We start from the raw sequence: 943 nt of genomic DNA on the forward strand, positions 1-943 counted from the left end.
TTGAATCCCAGAGCAAGACCCATCGAACGCCAGTGGCAGCGAGCAGTTGTAATTCAGCCCGTGATTCTTAACGCCAGCATACTCGAAACAGAACGCTAAGAAACAGAATGGTGAATCCTGCTGAGTCCACCACGTGTTATTCAGCGGGTCAGCGGCACTCGCCAGAATGTTTCCCTCGTTCTCTTCAATGAACTTGATGCGCTCAGGGAAGGGAACTTTATCGACACCAGCGCAGTTTGCACCGTGAATCTTCAGCCAGTAGAACCCGTCGAGGCCGATTGGCTTGCCCTTGGCCAGCGTCAGCATACCCTTGGTCATGTCATTACCCTGAGGGTTGAACATGCTCACAGCGTACACACGACCGCGCCAGTCCATGTTGTAAGGGAACCAAATGGCCTTGTGGTTGGCGAACTTATTGGCCTGTGCCACCATGAACTCCATTGACAAGCGGCGAGACTGGCGAGCCTTATCCTTACGGTAGACCGCAGCGGCCTCCTTGCGCCAAGCCTTGCGTGCCACCTCGTTGGTGTCGATATCGTCCGGGCGTGGTGGTAACTCTTCACGCTCAATCGCCGGGACATCGCCTACCGGGCAGTGCTTCCAGTTTACAATCTCGTTGACTACCGCCAGCACCTTCTTGTTCACCTTCCACGGCGTGTTTTGTGCAAGGTTAACCGCCTTGTATACCTCAGGCATGTGAACATAATCGTAGCGGCGCAGTGCCTTCTTGGAGTGGGTACGAACCAGTGCCAGAGGGCGGCGACCTACTGACCAGTATCCACCGCCTACAGTTCCAACCCAAGGCTTCGGAGGGACTACGCAAGGCTGGTGCATTGGGCTGATACCTGCAAGTGCTCCCGCCCGTTTACTCAGGAGTTCCACACAGGCCGGAGCCAACTGGACCATTTGCATACTGGTCACATCGTCCGAACCGTCAGCCATC

Annotated in this window: 1 protein-coding gene; it reads right to left on the reverse strand. The window is 55.6% G+C overall.

The annotated features are described in order from the left end of the window. A partial coding sequence (locus HGP29_RS28210; protein ID WP_211093451.1) for a DNA-directed RNA polymerase occupies window positions 1–942 on the reverse strand: 942 nt, incomplete at its 3' end. Between the last annotated feature and the right edge of the window lies 1 nt (window position 943).

The sequence above is a fragment of the Flammeovirga agarivorans genome, from assembly GCF_012641475.1.
GTDB lineage: Bacteria > Bacteroidota > Bacteroidia > Cytophagales > Flammeovirgaceae > Flammeovirga > Flammeovirga agarivorans.